19 protein-coding genes and 9 pseudogenes are annotated in these 23,392 nt (G+C 60.6%); 12 read left to right on the forward strand and 16 right to left on the reverse strand.

Going from position 1 to position 23,392, the window contains the following annotated elements; all coding sequences use genetic code 11:
- Positions 1 to 1,187: 1,187 nt before the first annotated feature.
- Together XH80_RS00970 and XH80_RS00975 are read right to left on the reverse strand one after the other, a co-directional pair.
- Complete coding sequence (locus XH80_RS00970; RefSeq protein WP_271596967.1) at positions 1,188 to 1,913, reverse strand: outer membrane protein; 726 nt, start codon at positions 1,911 to 1,913, stop codon at positions 1,188 to 1,190.
- Between the two features lie 758 nt (positions 1,914 to 2,671).
- The gene (locus XH80_RS00975; protein WP_271596968.1) at positions 2,672 to 2,953 is read right to left on the reverse strand and encodes a hypothetical protein; all 282 of its coding nucleotides are present in this window, start codon (positions 2,951 to 2,953) and stop codon (positions 2,672 to 2,674) included.
- 1,697 nt (positions 2,954 to 4,650) lie between these two features.
- Between XH80_RS00975 and XH80_RS00980 the strand changes: the two genes are divergently transcribed.
- Complete coding sequence (locus tag XH80_RS00980) at positions 4,651 to 4,833, forward strand: transposase (RefSeq protein WP_442869089.1); 183 nt, start codon at positions 4,651 to 4,653, stop codon at positions 4,831 to 4,833.
- Here XH80_RS00980 and XH80_RS00985 read toward each other — a convergent pair.
- From XH80_RS00985 to XH80_RS00995, 3 genes and pseudogenes are all read right to left on the reverse strand, one after another.
- Positions 4,826 to 5,430: pseudogene (locus tag XH80_RS00985) on the reverse strand (helix-turn-helix domain-containing protein); the annotation flags it as partial. The gene XH80_RS00980 and the pseudogene XH80_RS00985 sit on opposite strands and share 8 nt — an antisense overlap.
- A 505-nt stretch (positions 5,431 to 5,935) precedes the next feature.
- Positions 5,936 to 6,286 (reverse strand): hypothetical protein, encoded by a 351-nt coding sequence (locus XH80_RS00990; RefSeq protein WP_271596987.1) that lies wholly within the window; start codon positions 6,284 to 6,286, stop codon positions 5,936 to 5,938.
- A gap of 168 nt (positions 6,287 to 6,454) precedes the next feature.
- A pseudogene (locus tag XH80_RS00995) lies at positions 6,455 to 6,697 on the reverse strand (helix-turn-helix domain-containing protein); the annotation flags it as partial.
- A gap of 70 nt (positions 6,698 to 6,767) precedes the next feature.
- Here XH80_RS00995 and XH80_RS01000 point away from each other — a divergent pair.
- A complete protein-coding gene (locus XH80_RS01000; RefSeq protein ID WP_271596969.1) occupies positions 6,768 to 8,084 on the forward strand; it encodes an MFS transporter in 1,317 nt (438 codons plus the stop codon).
- A 17-nt stretch (positions 8,085 to 8,101) separates the two neighbouring features.
- On the opposite strand, the gene XH80_RS01005 is transcribed toward XH80_RS01000, so the two are convergent.
- A complete protein-coding gene (locus tag XH80_RS01005) occupies positions 8,102 to 8,260 on the reverse strand; it encodes a hypothetical protein (RefSeq protein ID WP_200469582.1) in 159 nt (52 codons plus the stop codon).
- A gap of 331 nt (positions 8,261 to 8,591) precedes the next feature.
- Here XH80_RS01005 and XH80_RS43825 point away from each other — a divergent pair.
- Positions 8,592 to 8,884: pseudogene (locus XH80_RS43825) on the forward strand (integrase core domain-containing protein); the annotation flags it as partial.
- Positions 8,885 to 9,672: 788 nt separating this feature from the next.
- On the opposite strand, the gene XH80_RS01015 reads toward XH80_RS43825, so the two are convergent.
- The 7 genes and pseudogenes from XH80_RS01015 to XH80_RS01045 form a co-directional block, all read right to left on the reverse strand.
- Entirely contained in the window at positions 9,673 to 9,834 is a 162-nt protein-coding gene (locus XH80_RS01015) for a hypothetical protein (protein WP_271596970.1), read from the reverse strand.
- Positions 9,835 to 10,132: 298 nt separating this feature from the next.
- Positions 10,133 to 10,636 (reverse strand): transposase domain-containing protein, encoded by a 504-nt coding sequence (locus XH80_RS43675; protein WP_333968627.1) that lies wholly within the window; start codon positions 10,634 to 10,636, stop codon positions 10,133 to 10,135.
- Positions 10,637 to 10,821: 185 nt separating this feature from the next.
- Positions 10,822 to 11,016 (reverse strand): annotated as a pseudogene (locus XH80_RS01025) (transposase zinc-binding domain-containing protein); the annotation flags it as partial.
- A gap of 9 nt (positions 11,017 to 11,025) precedes the next feature.
- A pseudogene (locus XH80_RS01030) lies at positions 11,026 to 11,885 on the reverse strand (tyrosine-type recombinase/integrase).
- 228 nt (positions 11,886 to 12,113) lie between these two features.
- Positions 12,114 to 13,098 (reverse strand): annotated as a pseudogene (locus XH80_RS01035) (tyrosine-type recombinase/integrase); the annotation flags it as partial.
- Positions 13,099 to 13,188: 90 nt separating this feature from the next.
- Positions 13,189 to 13,575 (reverse strand): type II toxin-antitoxin system VapC family toxin, encoded by a 387-nt coding sequence (locus XH80_RS01040; RefSeq protein ID WP_271596971.1) that lies wholly within the window; start codon positions 13,573 to 13,575, stop codon positions 13,189 to 13,191.
- Positions 13,575 to 13,829, reverse strand: coding sequence for a type II toxin-antitoxin system VapB family antitoxin (locus tag XH80_RS01045; RefSeq protein ID WP_271596972.1), 255 nt, complete (start codon positions 13,827 to 13,829; stop codon positions 13,575 to 13,577). Before XH80_RS01045 ends, XH80_RS01040 begins: the two co-directional genes overlap by 1 nt.
- A gap of 320 nt (positions 13,830 to 14,149) precedes the next feature.
- On the opposite strand from XH80_RS01045, the gene XH80_RS01050 reads away from it, so the two are divergent.
- From XH80_RS01050 to XH80_RS01090, 9 genes and pseudogenes are all read left to right on the forward strand, one after another.
- The gene (locus tag XH80_RS01050; protein ID WP_271596973.1) at positions 14,150 to 14,740 is read left to right on the forward strand and encodes a DUF1403 family protein; all 591 of its coding nucleotides are present in this window, start codon (positions 14,150 to 14,152) and stop codon (positions 14,738 to 14,740) included.
- A gap of 1 nt (position 14,741) precedes the next feature.
- Positions 14,742 to 15,381 (forward strand): annotated as a pseudogene (gene scpB, locus XH80_RS01055) (SMC-Scp complex subunit ScpB).
- A 175-nt stretch (positions 15,382 to 15,556) separates the two neighbouring features.
- Positions 15,557 to 15,895 carry a hypothetical protein gene (locus XH80_RS01060; RefSeq protein ID WP_271596974.1) on the forward strand — a complete coding sequence of 113 codons (339 nt, stop codon included), beginning with the start codon at positions 15,557 to 15,559 and terminating at the stop codon, positions 15,893 to 15,895.
- A gap of 1 nt (position 15,896) precedes the next feature.
- On the forward strand, positions 15,897 to 16,460 hold the full coding sequence (locus XH80_RS01065; RefSeq protein ID WP_271596975.1) for a type II toxin-antitoxin system VapC family toxin: 564 nt from the start codon (positions 15,897 to 15,899) through the stop codon (positions 16,458 to 16,460).
- Between the two features lie 201 nt (positions 16,461 to 16,661).
- Positions 16,662 to 17,009, forward strand: coding sequence for a hypothetical protein (locus tag XH80_RS01070; protein WP_271596976.1), 348 nt, complete (start codon positions 16,662 to 16,664; stop codon positions 17,007 to 17,009).
- A 207-nt stretch (positions 17,010 to 17,216) separates the two neighbouring features.
- Positions 17,217 to 17,383, forward strand: a pseudogene (locus tag XH80_RS01075) (Y-family DNA polymerase); the annotation flags it as partial.
- Positions 17,384 to 17,518: 135 nt separating this feature from the next.
- The gene (locus tag XH80_RS01080) at positions 17,519 to 18,475 is read left to right on the forward strand and encodes a hypothetical protein (protein ID WP_271596988.1); all 957 of its coding nucleotides are present in this window, start codon (positions 17,519 to 17,521) and stop codon (positions 18,473 to 18,475) included.
- A gap of 34 nt (positions 18,476 to 18,509) precedes the next feature.
- A complete protein-coding gene (locus XH80_RS01085; protein ID WP_271596977.1) occupies positions 18,510 to 19,616 on the forward strand; it encodes an AAA family ATPase in 1,107 nt (368 codons plus the stop codon).
- 270 nt (positions 19,617 to 19,886) lie between these two features.
- Positions 19,887 to 20,407, forward strand: a pseudogene (locus tag XH80_RS01090) (metallophosphoesterase family protein); the annotation flags it as partial.
- A 124-nt stretch (positions 20,408 to 20,531) separates the two neighbouring features.
- Here the strand turns inward: XH80_RS01090 and XH80_RS01095 are convergent.
- The 3 genes from XH80_RS01095 to XH80_RS01105 all read right to left on the reverse strand — a co-directional run.
- Positions 20,532 to 21,620, reverse strand: coding sequence for a cysteine protease StiP domain-containing protein (locus XH80_RS01095; protein ID WP_271596978.1), 1,089 nt, complete (start codon positions 21,618 to 21,620; stop codon positions 20,532 to 20,534).
- Positions 21,610 to 22,359: a hypothetical protein gene (locus XH80_RS01100; RefSeq protein WP_271596979.1), complete on the reverse strand. Its 750-nt coding sequence runs from the start codon at positions 22,357 to 22,359 to the stop codon at positions 21,610 to 21,612. The genes XH80_RS01095 and XH80_RS01100 overlap by 11 nt, the downstream gene beginning before the upstream one ends.
- Positions 22,356 to 23,392 (reverse strand): phosphoribosyltransferase domain-containing protein (locus XH80_RS01105; protein WP_271596980.1); only part of this gene is annotated, 1,037 nt, incomplete at its 5' end. The genes XH80_RS01100 and XH80_RS01105, both read right to left, overlap by 4 nt.

A 23,392-nucleotide genomic window follows, 5' to 3' on the forward strand; every position in this document is an offset into this window, starting at 1 on the left:
TGCGCATGCAAAATGTCTTCCGCAACAAGCAGGTCTCGCGACTGCGGCTATCTCTTGTTGCGCTTTTGACGTGGCCCTTTTCCGCCCGTTCGGTTCGTTTCTACCGGGCCTGCCGGACGGGTCCGATGAAGCGCCGGACAACGATGCGGGGAGCATGGCGTCTGCATCGGATCTTTCGTGCTGCTCATCGATCGCGTCACCGACGCTGTCACACGCCGACGATCAGCAACAGGTTAGCGATGGAGGATTCGCAAGATTGGGAAAAAGGATGACGCTTCTGTCGTCTTCATCTGAAAGCAGGAAATTGGTACTGAACAAGACGCAGATCGAGTCCCGCACCGACAAGCGCGTGCTCTCCCTTACGTGTACCGCGCAGTTCAGAGCCCGGGACCTCCTCGTGCTCGCACTCGAGAGAAAGCGAAGCGTCGTTCGGAGGCGACCGCGTTTTTTCGCCATCAAAGATAAACAGATCCAAGCATCTAGCCGTTAGTGCTGCTGGTTCTTGTCGCCAGCACAGTCCCGCGGCCCTCAGTCCGTCACGGCCGGCATGAGTAAGGTGGAGGAATCCTTGTGTTCGCATCGAGTCGATCCACACGGACGACAGGCGATGATCTCCGATTTCGCCAGCTCCGCCATCAGCGAGCACTTGTCGATCGCCTCGGAGCAAGGATGATGACGCTATTTCGGCTGCTTGACGCTGTGATCACCCTGGCGCATTCGCCGGCAGAGCAATGAATGCGGCAAATGGCGTCGGAGAGGGAAAATTGTCATGGGAAATTGGGATGATCCTGGGAATCAGCGACAATGCAATCAATTTTCATGTCGGAAAGCTCGGTGACCAGTCGGATTCAAGCAGTCGCGACAGCTACTCGCCTCGACGTTCTCTGAATTCAGTTGAGAAACGACCGCCAACTGTTTTTGGCAAACTGAGCATGGCGCTTTCGGTGAACTCGCAGATATAACGCTCCTTTGGGCAAGTCTGCATCTCGCATTGGCTGAGCTTCTGGGGCTTCGTAGGGTCTGTGAGATGTGCATGGCTCTCTGCATCCAGCGGGTGATCCTTTGCTCAGACGAGCTCGCACCGCTTGTTCCGGCAGTGGGACAGAGGTCTCTAGGGAGAGGAACAGCTGAGGAAAGAACCCCGACCGCCGGTCGGGGTCCCGATTCATGCGAGCGCGTGAGGGTCTTTATCTGGCAAACGGCGAGCCAAACTTGTAGTTGAGCCGTGCCGTGATGAGATCGATGTCCTGGTGCACCCGATCCGCGCCAAGGGCCGCGGGGAAGCTTATGTTGCTGCGTTGCATGAACAAGTGGTTATACTCGACGCCGGCTGACCAGCTCGGCGTAAGGCTGACTTCGGCACCGGCGCCCAGCACGCCACCCCAGCGCACATCATTGTTTTTGCCAATCTCTGTGCCAATTGTCACCGAGTTGACGTGATAGGTGTTGCTGGTCACCGCAGCGCCGCCCTTGCCGTAAAGGAGCACAGCATTGAACGCGTATCCGATATGGCCCGTGAGTAGACCGAATGCATCTGTCGTGGTGCCAACGGTGTCTGCCGGGAAGGCGGTGCTGACATTGGCGCCGCGGAAGTCGGCCCAGTTGCCCTGGCCTTCGAGGCCGTACACCATGTTGAAGATGTGCCAACGATAGCCGATCTGGCCGCCAATGGTACCGCCAGTCGAATTATGGCAGCCCTCGGAAGCGACGCCATTGAAATCCCAGCAATTTCTGCTCGTCCCCCAGCCACCATTGGCGCCGATATAGTAGCCGGACCAATCGATGATCGGGGCCGCGACCGGCAGCGGTGCCGCCTCGACCTTGACAGGCTGGCCGGCCAGGTCCGCGCCGAATGAGGGAGTGGCGGCACCAAGTGCGCCCATAATTGCAGTCAGAATCAGAATCTTGTTCATTCGCGTGTCGTTTCCTTTCGGTGCCCCCCGGCGCCGTGCGTTTAACAACATGAACGCGAATTGCTGTAACTGCCGCACCACATGTCCTCGAAACAAATGTCACCAATCGTACGTGGCGTCAGATTGCGGAGCGCGCAACTCAGCAGGCTGCTCCGCTTCTATGGAGAGGCTGTGGCTCGGCAGCGGTTGCGCCGTGCGGATTGTGCTTTGGCATAATTGTTCACGATGAGCTGCGACGCGAAGCAATTTGAGAGGTGTTTGGCTTGTTCTGCCGATAAGGAGCGACAAACCCAGGCGGCGCCCTACAATGATGGACCGATGGCGCCCTCGGTCGCTCGAGGTCATTCTTGCGGCTCGATGTGCCATCGCTTGAGCGAGGCAATGCCGACCGATTGCAGGATCTTTGGCTCGGGAACGACCACAAGTGTAGCTCGAAGTCCGTCAGCTTCTACCATCGATCGATGGTCGCGAAGCCTGCGGTGGCTATGCTAGCCAATGCTCTTGCTTGAAATTGCGCAAGCCCGTGCCGAGCTGAAGTTAAAAAAAATTCGGCTTCCTGTCACGAGCGAATGCTAGCGCGGCCACCCCGTCTCGTCCATTAGGCCTGTATTCAGCTTGCTGATCTCGGGTCGCCAGAGGAGCTACAGGCCTCAACTTTCGGGAACGTTCTCGTCAACGGGGCCGCACGTGAGTAGAGAAAAGTCTGCTCGACCACGTGCTGACCCGATTGTTCTATCGGTAAAGGCGCCCTGAATACCTTAACGGTGCCGGACGCTCTCGCCGGTCCATGTACAAGCGCGTGGTCGCTCGGGCGGCAGCGCCAGTTCAGTCCGCAAATTGCGTATCGCCTCGTTTGCCAAATTCAGAGTATTCCGTTCTCCGTTTCTTATTGAATACTCGAGGTAAGTGCGCAATCGGCTTTGAAGGGCGGCCTTGCGATTATGTGCCAGCAGCGGATCCTTCTCGACAAAGCTCCAAGCTTTCTCAAATGCGACGCTCAAGACGGCATTTTTCACCTGGGGGGAAGAGAACTGATCCATCTCAAACACTCCTCGACATCCTGATACAATGAAGTACCTTCGCAAAAGCAAACCGAGATTGTGTTGCATGTCTCAGCAAGAAAGACGTCAGTCTCTGCAGACGTTCTACCGAGCTGCTCACGGTGCTTTCAGGAGAGGATAAAGATGCTTGTTGAAGTTGCGATGACCGAACGATGTGCCAGGCACAATTCGAATAATTTTGAAACGAGTACGGGTTGTCGCACTATTCATCGCCGTAGTGGCCCTGTTGCTAGGTCACGAGTCACAAGTTGTGGCTCCTCTTTATTCACTCGGAAGATCGTCTCCAACCAGTCGCGATTAAAGCCGAGGATGAAAATGGAATGGCCCTGCTCCTTCCCACCCTCAAGCCAAGAAGCGTCCAGACCGCAATACTCCTTGTGATGTCGGATTGTGACCATGTAGCGTGTTCCGGATGCGACTTCTTTGTCGGCTTTTTGACATGTCTCGATGGCCAATTGCCGTGTGAGTCACCTGCGCATGGCTTTCTGCTCCGGGTGTGGTGTTTGTTACCGGTCAGCCCTAGAGAGGAGCGGGACACAACGGCACTGGCGATGCCACAATGGGCTCTTTGTCGTCTGGCAAAGACGGTTCGGCCCCGTTCGCTGCGGGCTTGAGACAGACCGGCGTAGGGAAAGCCGCCACAGCGTGGGATCGGAAGCGGCGGTCGTCGTCCGAGGTCCCGCACGTATGTGTTGGGTCGCTTCCGAGCTCTCGACCCCTGCAGCTGGCCACAGACGTCGAGAGACAAGGTCTAGCTAGATGGAATTTAAGGTGTCGTCCGCGGCGAAAGATAGAGCGAGCCTGATTTCGAACGTGGTGGCGAGCAGTTGCTATATGGAAAGCCAGCGGGAGCGGCGCGCCTACGGATAGTGAGCTTATAAACAGAAAATGTCGATCGCTGGTGCGTACGGTCTTAGCGCAACTGTCAGCCCTGCGATAAACGTTCGGTCAACTTCGGTGACGGGTGTCTCAAACCGGCAATTCCGCTGGCGACCTGGCCCCACCGGCTTAATCCAGCTTGCAGTTCGCTCTGGCCCAGACGAGGATCAGAGTATCAAGTATAGTGAGGGCAGATCATCGGAATCTTGAAGGAGCATGAGGCCGGCGTTTCGGTCGCCGATCTGGCCAAGCAGCGCGAGAGGCCAAAGAGCGCGACTACCTTAACGATTCACGGCGAGATCGAAAGAGATACGACCCGTTGGCACTGGGCCATTGGGCGTCCGAACGGACCATGAGCTCGCCCCAAGGAGAGGATTTCAGCGACCGCGAAAAATACTTCGCGGAAATGCAGAGAAGGTGGCGCGAAAACTCGCCAAAGCCCAAAGTCGCGGAGCCTGACGAAACGTCGGGCACGTCACATGTACTGCATACGCACTGAGAGAACAAAGTCATCCAACCAAATCAAATGCGCAAGCCTGAAAGCGTGTTCGATTTCGTGCAGGGCATCACAGCGGTTGCGCGCGGCGAAGCCCGTCCGCCCTCGATGCACGGGCGACACACCCTGGAAGACCCCTGGCGTGCTCGAGTGCCCGGCCGGCTTCGCGACGGCTCGCTGGACCTCTACTTCCGGGGCTATTACTGCTGGAATGTAAGCGTGGCGCCGAGGCCCTTTGGATTGTTTGTGCGGAGTCATGAGAGCACCGTTAGAAGAGTCATCTTCTGGAAGCGTGCTCATAATGGGCGACCATTCTGACGACATAAGACGACCGTTGTCACGGCGTGTTGAAGTGTTCGCTGGCGCAGGTCGAAAGCGCTGGCCGGATGATTTGAAGGCACAGATTGCCGCAGAAAGCCTCGAGCCGGGGGCGGTTGTCACAGACGTCGCCCGTCGCCATGGATGCCGGCCCCCGGATCGGTGAAGTGGGTGCCATCCTCCGTGAGGACGGTGTGAACCTTGTAAGGCACGGCCTTGATGAGATTCTGCAAGAAGCCAGCGGCGACGCGCCTGGTGGCTTTCTCGTGCAACTCTGTGTAGGCGAACTTCGACGTGCGATCGATGGCGACGAGGAGATAGAGCCGGCCTTGGGCGGTGCGGACCTCAGCTATGTCGATGTGGAAGTAGCCGATTGGGTGGCTCTTGAACTTGCGTTTTGATGCCTTTGCCATCTTCCGGCAGCCGCGAAACGCTGTGGCGCTGAAGACATCGATGAAGCGATGAGCGGGTCAGGTGCGGGATCGTGGCCTGAAGAGCGTAGAGACAGTCGTCGAGCGGCAACAGGGTATGCTTGCGAAAGGCCACGATGATGGCCTCGTCCTCTACCGATAGAGAGGTGGACTTTGGCTCCTTGGGCCCTGTCTTCAGATCAGCGACGGAGCCGCGCCCTCTTCCACTTGGCGACCGTTTTGGGATTGATCCCATAGCGCTTAGCCAGCGCTCTTAGGCTCTCTTGACTATTTTGTATTGCTCGACGGACCGCCTCCGTCGTGGTGGCGCAGCCGTGTAAAATTTGTCCCATAGCTTCCTTCGAATCGTGCGACAAGGATGCACCATCAAAGTCTGGGACTAAACACCTAGTCTAAACGCTGCAAGCCCTCTTTCCGCTTAGACTTGTGTGTGGGACGAACTAAAAGTAAGTTGCGGCTGCGCGGGCGGCGGGAACACCATGCGCTCACGGCGTAAATTGTGCCGATGATAGCGAAAGCGATCGAGAGCAAGAAGAAGAATAGCATCGCTTGAACCTCTTAATTGTCGAAGGTGGTCTGGCTGCATGCGTGGACCGACGCGCGCAGCGCCGAATTAAGCCAGAGGCCAATCTTCATACAACGTGACGTAACGTCAGGATCAACAAGCCGGGCGGGGGAAACGATGTCCTGGCGGTTTTTCTTCACCTGAACGTCCGGGTTCCTTGGATTCAGCGATGGCGCCAACGCTGTCATGGCCGGCGAGCGGATCCGACGATAAGGCGATAGCGAGTCGGGTCTGGCCTCGTAACAGGTCACCGACGCATCGCCCTCACCGAATCAGCGAACCTCTCCTTCCGAGCCTGTTTTCGCGATTGCGAGGTCGGACGTCGATTCCGACACGGCTCGTGCTGCTGTTAGAGGATCGGCTCGGTACTCCGAGTAACCCCGTTCGCTGTCAGGGCCGGCCAAACGAAAGGAGGATTTCTGGTTCATCGTAGCCGTCAGGAGCAATGTCTTTTCGGCGCAAAGCTCGGATATGCTGTCCTCGCCGCGCAATCCTTCCAGCACGATGCAAATCACCTCTTCCCCGAATACTGCCGGCGGGTCTGCCGCCGAATGTCCTTTAGCGCTTGGTCTGCTGACGCTGCCGGATTTCTGTTTCATCGCCTTAGGAAAGGCCGAGATCATCCATTTGGTCGAGCAATCGCACCTTCCGGCCAAGGCGCACACTGGACAAGCTTGGGTTCCCGCGCGCGCGTGGGGTATGACCTGCCGCTGAATTTTCATCCAGCGGCAAGCGCTTGACCGCGGCGACCTTGATCGTTCGATTCATGCGTTCGACTTGACCGTTGGTCCAGGGATGTTTGGGCTTTTGCGAAAGGCCACGATGATGGCCTCCTCTACCCATAGAGAGGTGGACTTTGGCTCCTTGGGTCCTGTCTTCAGATCAGCGACGGAGCCGCGCCTCTTCCACTTGGCGACCGTTTTGGGATTGATCCCATAGCGCTTAGCCAGCGCTCTTAGGCTCTCTTGACTATTTTGTATTGCTCGACGGACCGCCTCCGTCGTGGTGGCGCAGCCGTGTAAAATTTGTCGCATCGCGCTTCCTTCGAATTGTGCGATAAGGATGCACCATCAAAGCCCGGGACTAAACACCTAAGCAGGACACATGACGGCCTCGCCTCACGCGACCTCGCCAAGCGCGAAACCGACATCCATTTCAGCGCCCCCTCATCTCGCCATCGTGCTGTTCTCGCTCGCGATGGGCGGCTTTGCGATCGGGACCACCGAATTCGCATCGATGAGCCTGCTGCCCTTCTTCGCGGCCGACCTTCACATCGACGAGCCGACGGCCGGACACGCGATCAGTGCCTATGCTCTCGGCGTGGCGCTGGGCGCACCGCTGATTGCCGTGCTCGGCGCAAAATTTGCGCGGCGCACGCAGCTCTTGGCATTGATGGCCGTATTCGCGCTCGGCAACGCCCTCACCGCGCTGGCGCCCGGCTTTGGTTCGATGGTCGCGGCCCGCTTCCTCTCAGGGCTACCCCACGGCGCCTATTTCGGCATCGCCGCGCTGGTGGCCGCCTCGCTCGTTCCGCAACATCGCCGCTCGCGGGTGGTCGGCCAAGTGATGCTGGGCCTTACCGTCGCCACTATCATCGGCGTGCCGCTCGCCAATCTGATCGGCCAGGCGGTCGGCTGGCGCGCGGGCTTTGGTCTCGTCTCGGTGCTGGCGCTGCTCACGATACTGCTCTGCGCGTTGTTCGCGCCGCGCGACCAGGCCGGCCGCTCGAACCCGCTGCGCGAGCTCGGCGCGCTCAAAAGCCGCCGGGTCTGGACCACGCTCGCGATCAGCGCCATCGGCTTCGGCGGCATGTTCGCCGTCTACACTTACCTCGCGACGACATTGATCGAGGTCACCAAGGTCAGCACCGAGGTCATCCCGTTCTTCCTGGCTATCTTCGGCATCGGCGCCACGCTCGGCAATCTGTTCGTGCCGCGCTTCGCCGACCGCGCCTTGATGCCGACCGCGGGCGGCATCCTGGTGTTCGCGGCCGTGGCGCTGCTGGCCTTTCCGCTTGTGGCCGGCAATCCCTGGCTGCTCGCGATCGACATCTTTGCCATCGGAGCCAGTGTCGCGCTCGGTGCTGTCTTGCAGACGCGGCTGATGGATGTTGCAGGAGATGCGCAGGCGCTCGCCGCCGCACTCAACCATTCGGCGTTCAACACTGCCAATGCGCTCGGCCCGTTCCTGGGTGGGCTTGCCATTCGCCAGGGTTGGGGTTGGACCTCGACGGGACCGGTCGGCGCCGCGCTGGCAATCCTTGGCCTGCTGATCTGGTTCGTCGCCTGGCGCGACAACGGCCCTGCGCCGGTCGAACATTTCTCGGGCAGCGGCGCCACGCCACGCGAAGATGCTCCGCTGAAGCAGGCGCCGCCGCTGGCGCCGCGTGAGCGAAGCCGTTCCAAGGAACCGGTGGCCTGACGGCAATTGCAACGCGCTCAGAACAGAGCGGCGTTGAGCGCCTGTCCGTAGATCATCGCGGCCACGAGCGAGACCAGGAGGCCCGCGCCGGAGAAGATCACGAGGATCTTCAGAGTCTCGACATCGACATTGGTTCCCGTCGCGCGGGATATTGCTCTTGCCAGTGCAGCAATCATCGCCAGCTCCGAAGCCGGCCGCGCAGACGCGGGGCCTGACTTCATCTAGATGTTTAGTCCCGGGCTTTGATGGTGCATCCTTATCGCACAATTCGAAGGAAGCGCGATGCGACAAATTTTACACGGCTGCGCCACCGACGGAGGGGGTCCGTCGAGCAATACAAAATAGTCAAGAGAGCCTAAGAGCGCTGGCTAAGCGCTATGGGATCAATCCCAAAACGGTCGCCAAGTGGAAGAGGCGCGGCTCCGTCGCTGATCTGAAGACAGGACCCAAGGAGCCAAAGTCCACCTCTCTATGGGTAGAGGAGGCCATCATCGTGGCCTTTCGCAAAAGCCCAAACATCCCTGGACCAACGGTCAAGTCGAACGCATGAATCGAACGATCAAGGTCGCCGCGGTCAAGCGCTTCCACTACGAGACTCACGCCGAGCTCCGCAGCCACCTCTCAGACTTCGTCAACGCCTACAACTTCGCCAAGCGACTCAAAACTCTCAAAGGCCTCACACCCTATGAGTTCATCTGCAGGGCCTGGACAAAACCGAACGATTCACCCTCAATCCGCTCCGGCTAATGCCGGGACTAAACAATATCCGGTGCCGGCTTGGACTCATCGACGTCCTCTGACCACGTCGCGACATCCACCAGTTCGGCGATACCCGCTGCGTCGATCTATGTTTTTCAATTCGTCGTTCTTAGCGGAGGAGGCAGTGACGATGCGAAGACCGGCGCTCCCCGCGCCGTAGCAAGACCGCGACCGCCGAGAATGGACGGATGACAGCATCTGCGTCGACTTGAAGCGCTGGACGCCACCCATCGAGTAGTTCCGCTTCTCGTCCTCGGACAGGAACACCAGACATCGACGCAACGCGTTAGCTCTTGCGAGGCAGAGCCACAAACCCAACCCTGTCGCGGCACTGGATCAGAGCGGGATTAATCGGCAGATTAGCATTTGAAGCAATGCCACATAGGGGCTTCCTTACCATCACGACTTTGCGGACAAGGTCGTCGGCTTCTTGCAACGAGGGCAGACGGGAATGGCACTGGAACGCGGCCTGTGGGGTTGGTGACGAAGGAGGCGTGCAGAGACTAACTGAGAGGGTCCGCCGGATGCTCGGCGAAATCAGGTGAACCTGACGGGCTCAAAACCGACCCGCCCGCGGCGAGCCTTTCGACTTGTTCGACAAGTTGGTCTCTGGCCCGTTGATCGCGTATCCGGAAAAAAGCGCGGATCAACCTAAGTCCCTGCAAATCGCTTTGCGCTGAAGGCGCGTTGTCATTCATTTTCCAGCTCCCACCCCTTTCTGTAGGCGATCCGAGTGGCAAGTGCAACGAAGTTCTGTGTCGCGCACAGGTTGCAGTGTAAATTCGGCAAAAAGGAGGAGCCCTACGAGCAACGACTCCGACAATCGGCCTTAGCTCCCCTGGATACCGATGCAAATTTCCTTCGAGGCTACTTGGCCGGAGGCCATCTCCGCCCACTTGCGGGCGGCGGGATCGCGCAGCGGATCGTCCTGATAGGCGAGACAGACGTAGCGCTGCCGCCGTTCGCCAATATCCTCGGGCACGGCCGTCATGGGCTTGCCAACGCGAAAGGCGACTGACCCTCTCGATCCGGCATGCCGAGAATCTGATGCGCTGCGGTTGCAGGTTTGATTCCTGCGATCGTTACCGCACGCAGCCGAAGGCACTCGGGATTGCGAGCGACACGTTCGATCCCTCGCGCGCCAGGTTCTTCGGCGTCACGCGCACCCCGAAGCCGCCGCGACGCGTGCTTCCATTGCGCGGCTCATGAGCCGTACGCATACGACGAAGGCCGCCTGATTGACGCATGCGCGCGAGCACGGCGAGTTCTACGATGGCGTTGCGTGAAGGTCAGGCGGCTTGCTGATCGGCGGACTTGCCGGCTTGGTGCAGGCGCTTCCATTCCCAGGGCAGCAGTTCGCGCAGACGCGTCGTGGGAAGATCAGCGATCCGGGCGAGGACGCCGGCGAGCCAAGCCTTGGGATCGACGTCGTTGAGGCGACAGGTCGTGATCATCGTCAGCATGATAGCGGCACGGTCGGCGCCACGTTGGCTGCCAGCGAAGGTCCAGTTGCGCCTTCCCAAGACAATGCCTCTCAATGCACGCTCAGCGCAATTGTTAAAGGGCATGATGTTTTCAGCGCTCAAACCCGGTGGAGAGGACTGGTCGTCCGGATTAGTCTGTCGAAGCCGGGATAGGGCGCTGGAGCACGAAACGGTGGCAGGCCGCCATGACCATGAGCTGTGAGCTCGCTTTGTTACTTGGCCGCCCCCTACGACTTGCCCGGCTGCGCTGCGAGCGCGGATCCGTAGATGTCGTGCAAGCCACTGGCTCCTGAGACAACGGTGATCCAACCGAGAAGCTCGATGCGATGGAGGCGATCGTGCCGCCCCACCTGCGGCGCGGCGTCTTCCAGCCCACCGACCAGCTGATCGAACTTCTCAGGCGTACCTCGTAATGGAGAGCGGGGTTGGCGGTGATTGGTGCAGGAGCGCGATCAAATAACGGCCAGCTCCCCATTACCGGCTTTGCCCATAAGACAGGAGTTGTAGGCGATCCGGGTGGCACCGCAGTCGTCGCATTGCTCGATGTGGCCGCCAAGCACAGCCGTCCGGCATGCCGTGATTGCGCCCATGACGCGCCGCTCGGCGCGGCCCAGATGTCCGGCACGAGCTTGCCGAAACGCTTCGCCGTAGCGGCGGAAGATATCCGCCACTTCCAGAACCGGAGCCATCAGGTTGGCTCAGCCGGGCGGCACGACCTCCAGGCGGAGCCGGTCAAGTGGACTTGGCGTATTGCTGATGGTCTTTGTGGCGACTTGGGTATAGCGCGCCGTGCTGGCCAGACTGGCATGGCCGGGCAGCACCTGGATGATGCGTATGTCGGCCCCGTTTTCCAGCAGATGGGTCGCGAATGTGTGCCGAAGCGTATGCACTGTCACCGACTTGCTCAAGCCAGCCGCAGCACAGGCTGAGCGACAGGCGGCGTACAGCACATTTGGGACGAGTGGACGCTCGTCGTCGCGGCCGGGAAATAGCCATCGTTTGGGCAGAGTGAGCCGCCAATATGTCGCAGAATCCTCAAAAGCTGCGGCGAGAACATTACGTAACGGTCCTTGCCGCCCTTGCCCTGCTCGACCCGGATCAACATCCGTTGGCTGTCAATGTCGACAACCTTCAAGAGGACCACTTCCGATACGCGCAAGCCTGCGGCATAGACAATGGTCAACGCGGTACGGCTCTTGAGGCTCGGGATTGCTTTCAGGAAGCGGACGACCTCGTCGGCGCTCAGCACCACCGGCAGTTTGCGCGGTTTACGCGCATAGGCGATGCGCTCCGGAACGGTGTCATGACCAAGCGTCACACCGTAGAAGAACCGCAGCGCGCAGACGATCTGGTTCAGCGCCGGCCAAGACATCCCCGTCGCAACCAGATGAACCTGGAAGGCGCGGATATCCTCCAGGTCGAGGCTGTCGGGAGAACGACCGAAATATCGGCTCAACTTCGCTACGGCGTTGAGGTAGGATAGCTGCGTCGCCGGTGACAGATTGCGGACCGTCATGTCCTCGATCATGCGGCGGCGAAGCGGACTGATCTCAGCCATCGGAAAACCTCCTGTCTAACGGGGTGGGCTTCGAAAACCCGCAATCCTCTCAGACAGGAGGCAATCCTTGCTATGCCTCCCTACATGCCGCGCCAGCGGCTTCGTTCAATCCCTCCGATTCAACTCGACCCCAACTCGCTCTAATCGGCGCAGAATAATCGGAGCTGCACCAAAACTGCGTCAGAGCCCCAGTAGAACGCCGATTGACAGCCTTGGTAGGGAGCGGCATCAGAGACCGGCGGCCTTGGTGAGATTCACCCGGAAGCGGTCGCGACGCCGCTGGTAACGGCGGGTCTGCTCCGCACTGGCGTGACCGAGCTGTTTCTGGACGTAGCGCTCTTCCTCTTCGGCCGAGGAGGCGAGGCCGGCGCGCAGAGAATGCCCAGCGAATTTTTCTTCGCGCTCACCCTCTGGCAGATCGCCACGGACACCCGCGGCCAGTGCCGCGCGTTTGACCAGCCGGGCGACCTGTTGGTCGTTCAGGCGATCCGGACCGACGTCTTTGCCTTGGTCGGTCACCCGGCGAAAGAGTGGCCCATGGCCGATCCGGGCGAGCTTCAGCCAGGTCTGCAAGGCAACGATCGGGCAGGTCGCGTCGGACGAGCCGCGGCCGATCTCGATCTCGCGCCAGCCGGTTTTGCCGCGCAGGGTGACGACCATGCCCTTATCGAGGATCTCGACCCAGCCTTGGCCGTCTTGGGTGTCGTCGCGATGGACGTCGAGCCCGACGATTTCCGAGCGCCGCAGGCCGCCGGCAAAGCCGACGAGCAGCATCGCGCGGTCCCGCAGGCCCCGCAGGGTGCCGCGATCGAGCGTCTCGAGCATTGCGATGATGTCCTCCGGCAGCACGGCTTCCTTCTGCCGGGGCGGGGCGCCATGGGCGTTGCGGATGCCGGCAAGCACGGTCGCGATATGCCGATCCGTGCGGTCCAGCGGTGTCCCGCTTCCAGGTCAGGGCTGAGAGCCGACGCTCGATCGTAGAAACCGAGTTCGCCTGGCTATTGGCCGTCGCCGCGCCGGAGGCGCAGGCGGTGATGTAAAGCCCAACCGTCTGCGGGGAGGGCGGCAGCACCTCGAGGCCTTGGCGCCGGCACCACCCGGAAAAGTGCTTCCATTCGGAAGTGTACGCCCGGCGCGTGTTCGCCGAGCTCGCGGCGTCGACATAGCTGCGGGCCCGATCGGCAAGCTGTTCCAGATGGGCGGGCAGGGGAGGGGAGAGCAGGGGAGGGTGCTTCGCCCGTCTCTCGCACGGTCTCTGAAGTGATGGGAAGGCTTTCGTTGCGGGGAGAGAGTGTGTTCATCGTCAGGCCGCCTTGATGTCGGTCTGCGAGAGGTCGGTGCCCTTGAACAGCAGGGGCTCCCCGCTGAGCGAGGCCAGGGCATAGGAAAAACAGTCGCCGAAATTCAATCCGGCCGGGTGACGACCTTTCCCGTAGCGACGCCAGGCCCGGCGGGCCTGGTCGGCATGCTCTGCGGTCACGGGAACGATCTCGACGTCCGCCCTGTGCAGCCAGAGATCGAGATTCCCACCCCCTGCTTCGCCTAGCCGCGCCTCGATCACGATTGAAGCTTCTAAAACGGTCGCGGCCGAGATGAGGCGAACCGGATCGTCCGCGACGCGTTCGCGAAAGCTTTTGGCTTCCGGTTCATTGAAGGCGATCGCAATAAGTGCAGATGTGTCTATTACCATCAGCGGGGGATGCCGTTTTCGTCATAACCAATGATTTCGTCAGGGGTGCGGTTATCGAGAACTGGAAGGGCATTCCAGCGCCGTTGGATCGCTTCCAAATCCTCCAAAAGGGCGGCCTTGCGAGCGTTGAAACTTGTGCGCCGCAAGCGCTCCTCCAACGCTCGCTTTGTTGCGGTGGTAATGGATTCGCCTGTGCGCTCGGCCAGCCTGCGCGCGAGCTGTTCGGTCTCGGGATCCTTGATGCTTAGCGCCACTGTTAGGCTCCTTGGTTCCTATTTGTCAATATTCTACCATATACGGCGTTGCGCCGCGATGTGCCAGCCTTTTTGGGCAAGCTTTCGCGATCTCTTGCCGCGGGGGTCTCAAACGGTGCGGAGGGCTTCCGGAGCGCGATTTTCTAAGTTCTCGGCGCTGAAAGCAGGGATCCTACGAAATACGAACGATAAGGCAACATTATCGCTCGTTGGCGGTGCTGCGCGACCACTGGTACCTGCGCCGCGATGTCGACAATCCGGGTCCCGGCGGGCTTATTCTCGCCGCCTGGCGCAAGCTCGGCTAACGCGCCTCCAGTGACGTGGAGCAGTGGAATTTTGCCCTGGCACCCGCACTCGGCCATCCCCTCAACTCGCTGACGGACCAGATCCTCGGACTTGCCAGCCGACATACGCAGCAGCAGCACGTCATGCCGGTGCTGGCTGCCGCGGAGATCATCGCCGCGAGCAGGCGCGTGCTGCCGAACGACGACTTGGTGCCGCCGCTGTGGCTAGCCGATGCGGTCCTCGCCCACCAGCTGCGCTGGCCAGCGCCGGTGCCGCTGCTCGCGGCCCATCTGTCGCGCGGCGCGCTGCGCAAAGCGCCGCAGCACTTCGAGGGCGAGACCGTCTTCATGAGCGCGCTCTGTGCGGTGACGGCCGCCGTGGCCGCGATCGACCTCTACAACGATCTAGCACGGCGGGCGGCACGCCTGCTGGCGGTTGCGCCGAAGTTGCGGGGCAAGGACGCTGCCATCAGGGTGGGGATCCTGATGGTGGAAGATGCCCAGATCGCCGGCGCCGGCAAGATGGGGACCGACCGCAGCACGCGACGGCTGTTCCAGCGGCTCGTCTCGCTCGGCGCGACGCGCGAGCTCACCGGCCGGCCGACCTTCCGATTGTACGGGCTCTGAGATGGGACGGCGCGCGCGACTCAGAACGATCTCGACACTGAGCTCACTGACCTGCCGCCGGAGCTGCGCTGGCGCGAATGGATGGGCCGGGTCGAGGCGGTGATCTTCGCCTCGTCCGCCCCGGTGACGCGCGAGGTTCTGGCGCGCGTTGTCGGCCGCGACTGCAGCATCGACCTTCTGATCGACGACATCCGTGATGAGCTGCGCGGCCGGCCCTACGAGCTCGTTGCGGTCGCTGGGAGCTGGCAGCACCGCACGCGGAAAAACTTCGCCGGGGCAATCCGGGCGTCGATCGGTGCCGGTCACGATGGCAAGACGTTGTCGCAGACCGAAGCGCTGCTTCTCGCCTGCATCGCCTATACCAGCCGATCAATCGCAGCGAATTGTCATCCTTCTTCGGTAAGGAGGTGAGCCGCGATACCATCGCCCGGCTGCGCGGACTGGAGTTCATCGCTGCCGGGCCGCGCAGCCCGCAGCCCGGCGCCCCCTACACCTACGTGACGACCAGGGCGTTCCTGTCGCATTTCGGCCTGGAGACGCTGTGCGATCTTCCGGACATGGAAATGCTCGAGGAGGCCGGCCTGCTCAGCAAGGACAAAATGCTGGCCGGGGAGTTTCCGGATCCTGTCGGGTCGCATTGAGGACATCGCGGCAGGTGCGATCGAAGGCGACGAGTGAGCGGAAGGTCCGCTTGCTATGGACCCAGCTGTCGTCTGAGGGAAGATCATCTGCGACGATTCCACCCTTGCGACTTGAATGGATACGCCGGAGTCGTTATGTTAAACAAATGCGAAATTTGTTACACGAGAACATTTGATGCCGAAAGTCAGCACAAAGAAGTCCACATTCCGCGGCAAGCGATCCATGGTCGGCCAAGATACCAAGATCGGTACGGCCGGGGTTGGTGCGGTCTCGCGCGTGACCGCCATCATGACTGCGGCAGAACATTCGGGACTGCTCGGAGAGAAGAGGGCGCGGATCGCAGGGCGCACCAGCCCGGAGCTGATCCAGCGGGCGAAGCAGCAGACCGGTATCGCGACCGACACGGATCTCATCGAGTTTGCGCTCGCCAGCCTCGCGCTCGATGACAAGTTCAGCGAGACGTTCCAGAAGACAATGGGGTCGGTCGACCCCGACCTCAAGCTCGGCTTCTGAGGTGACGGAATTTGACTTCGCGGCTGCGCTTCGCTGGGCGCGGTTCGATCCCGGCGCGACCTTGGCGAGGCGCTCTGACCGCGAACTCCCGTTCCTTGGCGATCGACCTGAGGCCGGACAGGAGCTTCTGCTTGATACCTGCGTCTACATCGATGGCCTGCAGGGACGCGCGCCGCGTGTCGTCGCTGACCTATTGGAGCTCCGGCACCCCAATCATTCAACTGTCGCCATCCAGGAATTGATGCATACGGTCGGCGTGTTGAATCCCAGGCATCCCGGGACGCCCGTGGCCATCAAGCAGATGGGCGCCTTGATCGCCAGCATGCCGCTTCACCGCATCTTTGCACCGGATGCCGACATCGCTGGCCGCGCCGCGCTCCTCTCGGGCATGCTCTGCCGGCTGCAAGGCTATCAGAAGGACGACAAGCTTCGCGCGCTTCAGGACTGCGTTCTATTCTTGCAAGCCCAAGAGGCCGGGTTCACGGTTCTCACCGCCAATGTTGCGGATTTCGACTACCTTCTTCAGCTGGTCCCCACCGGTCGCGTGCTGTTTTATCGACGCTGAGATTGCAAAAATTCCGGTCCCCGCGTGGACAAGAAGCCCGCCACGCCGCTCTTTACGCGGACGATCGAAGAGTGGGATCGAGTATGATGCCGGCAATTCGGGCGATCGCTCGTGATTCGAGGTAGATTCCTATGGCGCGGCTCGACCTCAGGTACGTCTGGAAGCAGAAGCAGATTCCTGTTGTGCTGCGCCGAACTGGGCGTGGCGAACGGCTTCGGGCGCGGTTGCCATTTGCTGCCGAACGGGCGACGAACGCCGCCTGAGTGGATCGGGACAGACGCCTATTGGGAGCTGCCGAAATCCTGGTTCAACGACTTCGTCGATCGGGCACTGCAGCGCTACGGCAAAGTCTATATCATCCAGCCTTACCGCGAACAGGAGATCTGGGCGCGGGCGTGCCAGGAAGCACAGGGGCACGAATGCCAGTGCTCCTGTATGGGCGCCAATCATGGCATCGGCAACGACGGCAGCTGGTTCGAGGTCTCCGAGACCTTCTCGATGCGGTGGGGCGGGCGCGAGCTCGCCTGTCGTCTGCTGGCGGCCCGATAAGGAAGAATGCCCGATTAGACGCTGACGTCATCGGGCAGCGGATAAATTTCTCGACAGCACCTAAAAACACTCGTTCGATGTGATGCCCAGCGCCTTCGACAAGACTGCGCACCACCAAGGGCAATTCCCGGACTGAGCGCGGCACATCACCCATCCTGATCGGCGCGTCGCTTTCGGGCCTGCCAGCGCAAAGTCATCCACATCGACATGGACGACTTCTACGTGCTCTGTCGAGCAACGGGATATTCCGGACCCGCGGAAAACCGGTCGCAATAGGCGGTTCGGCCGAGCTCGGCGTCGTAGCCGCTGCGAGCTGTGATGCCCGTAAGTTCGAGTTACGATCTGCTATGTCTTCGGTTACAGCGCGGCGGCAGCTAAACTGCCGAAGGCGTCCCAGACCCGCCAACTCCGATAATTTTGAGTTTTCTTGGGGATTGAGTTTACCTGCTGCGCGCAAGTCGGAGCTTTTGGTTCATAGTCCCTCCTCCCTTGAACCGGAGCACGTTGGCATGACCCAACTAACTGTTGTCATCAGCAACTGTAACAGCGTGGATCGTGCCGAAATCAGCGTGCTGAAAGGTACGCTCAACATCAAATACGGGCCCAACGGCCTTGGCAAAAGTACCTTGGCAAAGGCCGTTGTCAGCCAAATTCGCGGAGATGGTACGCTCGGTGACCTCATGCCCTTCAAAAGCCGAGGCAAGGCGGACGCACCGCCGCCGTCTGTGCGGGGTATTGACGGTCGAGCTTCCGCCCTTGTCTTCGATGAGGATTACGTCCAGCAGTTCGTTTTCCAGAAAGACGAAGTCCTTAAGAACAGCTTCGACATCTTCATCAAAACGCCGGACTATGTCGCTGCGATGGACGCCATCGACGTTCTGCTGGCTGGCGTGAAGCAGACGCTCACCAACAATACAGAAATCGAACAGACCATTTCCGATTTCAAGGAATTGCGGGATGCGTTCGGCAAATCGAAGCCCGGCAACATTCCGAAGAACAGCAAGATTCATAAAGCGTTCGGCACCGGTAATAAGACCGAAAATATTCCTGAGGCACTGAAGCCCTTCGAGACTTTTATCAAAAGCCAGGAGCCGTCCAAGTGGATCAGCTGGCAGATCAAAGGCAACGAGTATCTAAAGCTGGGCGACAATTGTCCCTATTGCGCGACCCCGCTTGTTGGTGAGGGGCAGAAAGATGCAGCCCTCGCAGTCGAGAAGGAATTCGACGCCACGGCGGTCGGTCACCTCAATACGCTCAAGGCGGTCATCGAAAGGCTCGGCAAATATTTCAGCGAGAAGTGCTGCGAGAATCTGCAGAAGGTAACGAAAACCAAGATTGACCTGACCGCCGCCGAGGTAAGTTTCCTTATGAGCCTCAAGGCTGAGATCGACGGCATGATCACCCAGCTGGAAGGTCTCCGGGCCATTCTCCTTTTTCTCTCTGCGAGACGTGGACCAAATCCGTGAGAAGATCACCCCGCTGAAGATCGACCTAGCGCTCATGGACAAGCTCGATTCCCCAGGGACCCGGAGCATCACAGATCCTGTCAATGCGCAGCTTGAAGACCTGCTTACGAAGGTTGGCGACCTGACCGGAAAGGTCAACAAGCACAAGGCGAAGATCAAGAAGGCGATAGAGGCCAACCAAGTCAGCATCAACACGTTCCTGAATTCCGCCGGGTACAAATACGTCGTAGAGATCGTTCCGGAGGAACAATCCTACAAAATGAAGCTGGTGCACCAGGATCTGGCCGGTCATCTGGAAACTGCGTCCAAGCATCTGAGCTACGGCGAAAAGAACGCCTTCGCCCTGGTTCTTTTCATGCACCAAGTGCTGAGCGAAAGTCCGGATTTGGTGGTACTGGACGACCCCATTTCGTCGTTCGACAAGAGCAAGAAGTTCGCCATCCTGCACGAGCTGTTCCAGGGCAAGGCTAGCCTGAGAGGGCGGACCACGCTTTTGCTGACCCACGACATCGAGCCCGCCATCGATGTTATCAAAAGTACCAAGGAGGTGTTTCAGGGGGCAAAACCATCGGCATCTTTTCTTTCTTCGCGCGGCGGCATCGTGAAAGAAGTGCCGATCGCAAGGGAAGACATCCAGACCTTTGCCAGGGTCTGCAGGGCTAACATCGCCACGCTGCAGGACCCAATCCTGCAGGCCATTTATCTCCGGCGCGATTATGAACTGCGTGATGAAGTCGGCGTGGAGTACAATCTGTTGGCAAGCCTATTCAAAGGCCGCGTCGTTCCCACGCTGCAGACGGCAACTGAAAACCGGAACATGACCCCGGAAGAGAAACAGGCAGCAGAGGAAAGTATCCGAAAAGAGCACCTACCAGGGTTCAACTATGATGCGCTGGTCGCCGAGGTGAACGACGTGAACGCCATCCGCGCCAAATTCGCGGCCACGGATGTCGGCTACGAGAAAATCCAGCTGTTCCGGATTTTCAATATCGAACATGACGATGATGTGATCCGGAAATTTATCAACGAGTCGTACCACATCGAGAATGAGTACGTGATGCAGCTCAATCCGCATAAGTTCGAGAGCATCCCCGAGTATGTCATTGATGAATGCGTTCGCATGCTGCTACCTATCCAATAGACCTTGTGGAGTTGACCGGTGCTAGCAATTCATTGACATCGACCTCATTGCTGATCGGGAGAAGCCTTAGGGCATCCTGTTTCCAGGGCAAGAGCTTCTTGACCATTCCAAGACGTCATCAATCGGCTCCCACCCATTTCTTCCTCCTGATTGACGACGCTGCGCTTCCGTAGATTTCCACGGATATCCTGACCACGTCCAAACATTCGAATATCATGGGTATCGATTGGAACGTAAGCTTCCGAGTATGCAACTGGGGATAAGTGAGTGGTGTCATATCGATTCGTCCATGCTGCGGATGTCCACCTAGACTCGCCGCTGCGCTCGCTCGCGCTCCGCGACGGGAGGTTGGCGGATGTGATCGGTAATGCCACGCGGGAGCCTTCGTGCGGATTATCGATCTGTGTCTTGAAGAACTGGTCGACGCTCTGCTGATCGCCGGCGATCTCTATGATGGCGAGCAGACTTCGATGAAGACGGTGCGATTCCTCGCCGAGCAGTTTCGGCGCCTGGACGCGGTTGGTATCAAGGTATTCATCGTCCGCGGCAATCACGACGCCATCTCGAAAATCACGAAGGAATTGGTGCTGCCCGATTCGGTGAAGGTGTTGACGGGACGCGCTGAGGCCGTGGAGATCAATCGCGCGCCCGGCTGCACCCCGATCGTGATCCATGGGTTGAGCTTCGCCCAGCCGCATGCACCCGAGAGCCTGCTTGGCAGGTACAAGCCGGCTATCGAGGGGGCGGTGAACATCGGCGTGTTGCACACCAGCCTCGGCGGTGCGCTAGGCCGACGAAAGTAGAGATTCGCCCACAGCGGGCTCAGAGGTGAGCCCCCGAGCAACGCATCGGCCAGATCCTCGCGGGTGCAGGGCATATACAAGGATGCGCCAAGGGCGAGGGCGGAAAGCCGGCTCATGCATCGTCGCCAAGGCTACGGATAATTGCGACCGCGCGATACTGCGATTCCCCGCCCAGCGTATCGACCGGAATGGCATGCGCGGCGGCGAGGTAGAGCAAGTGCCCCACATCGGCGTCCTCGAAATCGCGAACCAGCAGCCGTTCCGGCACCCGCCGCAGCAGGGCGCGAGTGGCTTCGGCTATGCCGGGCTTGATCCGGTTGCGGTCATGCGTTCCGCTTTCCGCCAGCAACTGCCGCATCATCGCCTCGCATTCCTGTTTCAGCGCCGCTCGGCGGGCGCCGTGCCCGTCTACCGGTTGCGGTATCGCCGCAGCGGCCAACGGCGCGATCGTGTCCACGAAGGCACGTGAGAGATCAGCACCGGCATATTGGGGGTAGGTGACACAGGCGTGGAAATCGCCCGGCCCCACCAACGCGGCGTTGAGGATCGAGCGACTGACCAGGCCCGAAACGATGCCATTCAGCAGGCCCGGGGCGATCAGATAATCATCCGCCGTCGCGGCGATGTCTGCCTGTCCTGCAGGGTCAGCAATCACGGCTAAGTCCGGTGTGAAGCCTAATGGCGCATTGGCCAGGGCCGCGCGAAGTTCGCCGGCAATCGCGCCCTTGCCGGTCCAGCCATCGACAAACACCGCGTCTCGCGGATCGTGCCGGCCGGCGATATGCGCGAGCGCGACGCGGTCGACACCCCGATCGCGGATAATGCTGATTGAATAATGGGCTGCGCGATGTCCGTGCGCCCGCAAGGTCCGCGCGAGCAAGACGCCGATCGGCGTCCCAGCACGCGCCAGCGAGACGATTACCAGCTCGCGCCCCGGCCTGCGTGCGGCGAGCTGCGCAGCGAGGGTGGCGACATCCTGCGCCAGGCGGGCACCGTTCCGCGCAAGCGCGGCGTGATAGAGGGATAGATAGCTGTCGTCCGGCACCCTCTCCGGCGCGATTATCTCCGAATAGTGCTGGCGGCCGGACTGGATCGCCGCTTCCTTTTCGGCGACGGAAGTCGGGGCCATTACCACTGGCTTGAGCAGGAAGGTGACGTCGGCCGGGTCGTAGCTGCCCGAGAACGGAACCTCAGTCCGCATGGAACATGCCGCCGGCCAGCTGCGAACGGGTGGGCATCATGGCGAAATCGCAAAGGCCCATGAAGGGCGCATCGGTGCGGCTGTCGCCGATGCCGATCACCGGCGCATCAGGGAAGCGTGCGCGGAGGTCGGGTAGGATATATGCCACCGCATGGGCCTTGCCCAGATAGGGTGGCGTCAGCGCCACGTTGTTGCCGTTGCGGTGGTCCGTCCAGCCCTTGGGCAAGGACGGCACGGCAGCGTCGACCACCGCAAAAAGTGCCGCGGCATCCGCATCTTCATGCTTGGCCACGATGTAGAGTGGCAGCGCGTCCTCAACCAGCACACGGGCGTTGACCGCGATGCCGCGGTCGCGCGCCCTGCGCCTGATCGCCTCCGCTAGGCCAGCAAGCTGCGAGGCGAAGGGCGCGGCGCGGTCGGCAATCGTCGCAGCCCAGTCCATGTCGACCTGACCGCTGTCATCCAGCACGACGCCGCCATGCGCGCACACCGCTGCGCGGAATGGAATGCGCGCCCGCCGCAATGCGTCCAGGCTGCGGGCGGTGACGGGGACGAGATGCGTCGTATCGGCCAGCCATTCCAGGAACTGCATCTGCTGAGGGGTCGCATAGCTCAGCGGCGATCCGTCGCGCGCGAAGCCCAGCGGCGTCAACCGGTCGGCCGGCAAATCGGGCGGGCATTTGCGCAGCGTCTGGAACAGTGTGTCGTCCAGATCGACCAGGGCGATGGCACGCGTCATGCCGTCCAGCCGATCAGTTCGGCACGGAGAGCGGCAATCAGCCCGGGGTCGATTGTCGCCGCGCCGGTCTCATGCGCGATCCAGTTCGCGCGGCCATCGGCCCGGTCGGCATTGTAGAGGTAATTGGGCACGCCCGTTCCATAATTGTCGGCAAAGCGGAGCTTGGTCACCATCGCGGCACCGGGGAGTGCGGGGCTTCGGCTGGTCGCCTGCACGACGACATCATGCCCTTCTTCTGCGAGTCGTTCCGCCAGCAGGAAGGGGGGATAGGTGAACTCGCCGGTTCCGATGATCCGCAGTGGGCCGAGGATCTCGGGCACAGCGGTATCGGGTTCGGGCACGACGGGCCCGTCGAGTCCCAGCCGACCGAAATTGCGATGCGTCGCCATGCGCCCGAGTGAAGCGGCAGCGGTATCGAATGCGCTGTTGAGCACCGTCGTCGTCTCCTGCGTCCACTCCATGCGTCCGCGCAGCAGCGCCGCGATGCGCGTGGGACGCGGCATGCGTGCTTGCCACGCCTTGCCGGCCGACCAGTCGGTCAGCGTTGCTACCGCCATCGCTTCGATCCGCGGCCAAGCAGTGGCGAGCGCCTGGGCGAGGTTGCAAAGGGTCGTTCCTGTCGAGATCTCGTCGTCGACCAATACCAGTGATCGCGGCTCCGGAAGCGCCGGCCTGTAGATCAGATGCGCGGAGGCATGGCTGTGCGGTTCTTCGAAGCGGCACAGCAACGGATGATCCAGTTGCTGTCGCGTCGAATGCAGGAAGTGGATGTCGACCCGGCCCGTTGCGAGGCGAAATTCCTCGTGCACCGTCTGGGCAAGGCACACGGCGGTCTCGGCCAGGCCCACGACGAGCACCGGCCCCGGCAGATCGTCAGGAAGCCGCGCCGCGAGATCGCGGGCGCTCTGCCGCATCATCTGCGGCGTGGCGGGCAAATAGCGCCCTAGGACGCGGGATACGACCAGGAACCCCCGCCGCGGATTTTCGCGCGCTGCAAACGCGCAAAGGCTGTCCAGCGGCCAGGCCGCCTTGT

Source organism: Bradyrhizobium sp. CCBAU 45384 (assembly GCF_028128665.1).
In the GTDB taxonomy this organism is placed as follows: domain Bacteria; phylum Pseudomonadota; class Alphaproteobacteria; order Rhizobiales; family Xanthobacteraceae; genus Bradyrhizobium; species Bradyrhizobium manausense.